This is a genomic window from Anaerobutyricum hallii DSM 3353, assembly GCF_000173975.1.
Taxonomy (GTDB): Bacteria; Bacillota; Clostridia; order Lachnospirales; family Lachnospiraceae; genus Anaerobutyricum; species Anaerobutyricum hallii.
On the sequence record NZ_ACEP01000136.1, the window covers coordinates 1 to 3,839 of the forward strand.

General features: G+C 38.0%; 3 protein-coding genes. All 3 read right to left on the minus strand.

Annotated features, from left to right (window positions below; translation table 11 throughout):
• Positions 1 to 4: 4 nt before the first annotated feature.
• Positions 5 to 691, minus strand: coding sequence for a potassium channel family protein (locus EUBHAL_RS12625; RefSeq protein WP_465187523.1), 687 nt, complete (start codon positions 689 to 691; stop codon positions 5 to 7).
• 224 nt (positions 692 to 915) lie between these two features.
• The gene (locus EUBHAL_RS12630) at positions 916 to 2,220 is read right to left on the minus strand and encodes a TrkH family potassium uptake protein (protein WP_005350581.1); all 1,305 of its coding nucleotides are present in this window, start codon (positions 2,218 to 2,220) and stop codon (positions 916 to 918) included.
• Between the two features lie 144 nt (positions 2,221 to 2,364).
• Entirely contained in the window at positions 2,365 to 3,738 is a 1,374-nt protein-coding gene (locus EUBHAL_RS12635) for a hemolysin family protein (RefSeq protein ID WP_242648798.1), read from the minus strand.
• Between the last annotated feature and the right edge of the window lie 101 nt (positions 3,739 to 3,839).

Genomic DNA, 3,839 nt, shown 5'->3' on the forward strand with positions numbered 1-3,839 from the left:
TAAATCAATCTTCTGTTTCGAATTTATCCATATTTTCTGTTTTTCCGATTACAACAATGATATCCCCGGTCTGGAAATGGTAATCTGGCAAGATTTCGATGTTTGTCTGGTTTTCATTTTCGATAGCGATAATGTTTAGTTTATATTTTCGGCGGATATCTGATTCCTGTACACTTTTTCCGATTAACATTTTTCCGACTGGAATCTGACGTATTTCTACGCTGTTACTTAAAGATACAAAGTCAAGGAAATTATCGGATACTAATTTTTTGCCAAGACGGAGTGCCATGTCTCTTTCTGGATATACTACTTCCGCTCCAATTTTTTTTAATACAGCTCCCTGCTCTTCACTGGTTGCTTTTGCGATAACGTGTGGCACCCCAAGTTCTATTGCGGACATGGTTGTTAAGATGCTGACATCTACTTTTTCTCCAATACAGATAATCGCAACATCGCAGTTCTGGATTCCTATTTCCTTTAAAGTTTCCATGCTAAGATTCTCTGCAACAAATGCATAGTCCGTATAGCGGCGTATGTTTTTTATTTTTTCTTCGCTTCTGTCAATGGCGATGACTTCCTTTCCTGCCTGTGCCAGAGCGATTGCAAGGGCTGTTCCAAAACGGCCCAGTCCGATGACTCCGTAGGCTGTTCCACGATTTTTTCTCATTTCTATTTCCTTTCTTTTTCGGATTTTCTTTCAAATTTCTTATGATTAATACATACTAGAGCGTGTTTCTATATATATTTTTTTTGATGTCTATTTCATATTTCAGAGTAATTTACTTTTTATGCTAACTTTCGTGAAGAATTCGGAAATGTGTTACCGAGAATTTTCTCCTAATCTCTAAATTCATCATCAAAGATTTATTTATATCTATTTTTGTTAACTTTATATACATTGTTTTCATCTATCTTTTATCCGATTGAAATCATTTCTTCAGAATATCTTGCATTCGGTGTGCTAACTTTGCCCCATACGGAAAGCAGGGTAAAGGCTCCGACACGCCCTGTAAACATCAATAAAATAATAAGGATTCTTGCCGCCACACCAAGTTCTGGCGTGATTCCAGTGGAAAGTCCGGCAGTGCTTAATGCCGATGCTACCTCAAATATAATCTGTATAAAGTCATACTCTGGTTCAAATACACACATCAAAAATGTAGCAACACATAAAATTCCAGCAGATAGTACAGTAATCATAAATGCTTTTGAAATATTTTCTTCGGAAATGCTACGCTTAAATGCATGTGCTGACTTTTTTCTTCCCATACATTTTAGAGCCTGAATCATCACAAATATCGTTGTAGTCTTTACACCGCCACCTGTTGATCCTGGCGAAGCCCCGATGAACATAAGAATACACATTGCGAAAAGACCTGCTTTAGAAAAGTTTCCTATGTTATACGTTGAAAATCCGGCAGTTCTTGTTGTCATACTCTGGAAAAATGCTCCCATCCATGTAATATTTTCTGTTGCTTTTAAAATCAGGGTTCCTCCGATTAAAAGAACGGCTGTCATAGAAATGGCAACTTTAGAATGCAGGCAAAGCTTTTTAAAACTTTTTTGCTTTACAATATCTACAAGTACAAGGAATCCAATTCCGCCAACAATAACTAAAACATCCGTAGTTATATTTAGCAGAATATTATCTTTATAAGGAATCAGGTTATGCATTCCTCCAAGATTATCAAAGCCTGCATTGTTAAAGGCCGCTATCGAATGGAAAATGCTGATTCCAACTGCATGGAGTGGGGAATAATCTTTTCGAAATACAAAAAAGCTTATAATCGCACCCGCCGCCTCAAAGCCAAGTGTAATCGCGAGAACAATTCTTACGAGTCGCACCATTCCATGATAGGTGTCAACATTTAATGCTTCTTTTACCATAAGGCGGCTTTTGATACTCACTCTTTTACCTGCTGCAATGATAAATCCTACACCAACAGAAGCGATTCCCAAACCGCCAATTTGTATGAGTGCCGCGACGATTGCCTGCCCTATCGCAGTAAAACTGTCTGCGGTATCAACGACAACAAGTCCAGTAACGCAGACAGCACTCGTTGATGTAAATAACGCATTCAAAAAAGATAAATGCACTCCTTTTTTCAAGGAAAATGGCATCATTAATAGTACTGCTCCTACCAGAATTACTGCACTAAAACCAAGTGCGATGATTCTACTTGGACTTTGCTTTTTTAAACTATCAAATATTTGTTTCATCGCTCCCTCTTTTCCGGGTACTTATTTTTCTTCCAAATTATTTCTATCATTTACTTTATCTCACTTTATTTTCTTTTCGAATTATTCCGTTTTATTTTCTTTTTCAAATTATATTTATCATTTACTTTATTATCTTTTTGCTTGTTATTCTTCTGGTTCTTTTTCTATTTTCTTTCGTGGGATTTTCCTTACAATCGCATAATCTACCATATGATTTTTAATATTTTCTACATCAATTTTTAAACCATTTGCCTCAATAGAAAACTTCTCTCCTTCTGCAGGAACTCTTCCGATCGCATCCCACACAAAGCCACTAAATGTATCAAATATTTCCGAGAACTCGACATTAAGAGTTTCTGACACCTCATCAAGCTGGGCACAGCCCTGAATCCTCCACACGCCTTCTGCAATTCTTTCGATATCTTCTGGCTTTGCTGGCATTTCCTCTTCTTCTAACTCACCAACTAATGCCTCTACTAAATCATGCAATGTCACAATACCGCTCATTCCACCATACTCGTCAAGAACAACTGCAAAATAAATTCTTGTCTGCTTCATGTTGGCAAATAATACATTCGCTTTCATATTCTCTGGCACAAAATACGGCGTATCTACGGCATGTTTCATCACATATTCTTTTGATTTATCTTCTGATCGGAAATAGTCCTTTGTATCAAGGATTCCCACAACATCTTCCTGGTTCGAATCAATAATCGGAAAATGTGAAAAACGACATTCTCTGATTGTCTTTTCCCATTCCTCGGCATTATCCTCCAGGTTTAAACAGACTAAATCCCTTCTTCGTGTACTGACCTGCTCGGCAGTCGTATCATTAAACTCAAATACATTCTGAATCAGTTTACTTTCCTCATTCTGAATCGTTCCCTGTTCCTTTCCTTCTGCAAGCATCATACGGATTTCTTCCTCCGTCACAACTTCCTGTTCTTCCTCCGGATTAATTCCTATAATCCGTAAAAGCAGACTAGAAGAAACACTGAGCAGTACTGCAAGTGGTGCAAAAATCTTTGCAAAAAAGAACAGAATTCCTACCATCTTAAAAGAGTCTTCCTCTGTCCTACTCATCGCAATTCTTTTCGGCAAAATTTCTCCAAATAGCAGATTTATATAAGTAAGAAGCAATGCTGCTGCAACAATAGCAGCAACAGACATTACTTGTCCCGATACAGAAATATTCCATTTTGCTAACAAATGCATACAGCCTGCTTTTAAAAATCCACCAATATACACTGCCACAAAGGCTCCGCTAAGCAGGCTGGCAAATGTCACCGCTGATTCTATCGTCTCAAGGAACCTCGCCGGCTTCTTTAACAGCATTGCTGCTTTCTCTGCCCGCTTATCTCCTTCCTCTGCCATCTGCTTTACTTTTGCTTCATTCAAGGAAATAACCGAAATTTCCGCACTTGAAAAAATTGCATTCAATATAAGCAATACGATTTGTAACACTAATACACTAATCATTTTATCTAAAAAATTCCCTCCATATGTAATAGAACTCATTATACCGTGACATCCTCCCCCACCTATAGAGGTGGGGGCTTCCCAACCTCGGCAAGTTTGGTTCTCGTTCGATAACACTTCTGTGCTAAGCATAAGCGATC

What these genes read in the sequence shown, in the direction of transcription:
- EUBHAL_RS12630 (WP_005350581.1), bottom strand. Translation starts at nt 2,220, where the DNA reads ATGAAACAAATATTTGATAGTTTAAAAAAGCAAAGTCCAAGTAGAATC.
- EUBHAL_RS12635 (WP_242648798.1), bottom strand. Translation starts at nt 3,738, where the DNA reads ATGAGTTCTATTACATATGGAGGGAATTTTTTAGATAAAATGATTAGT.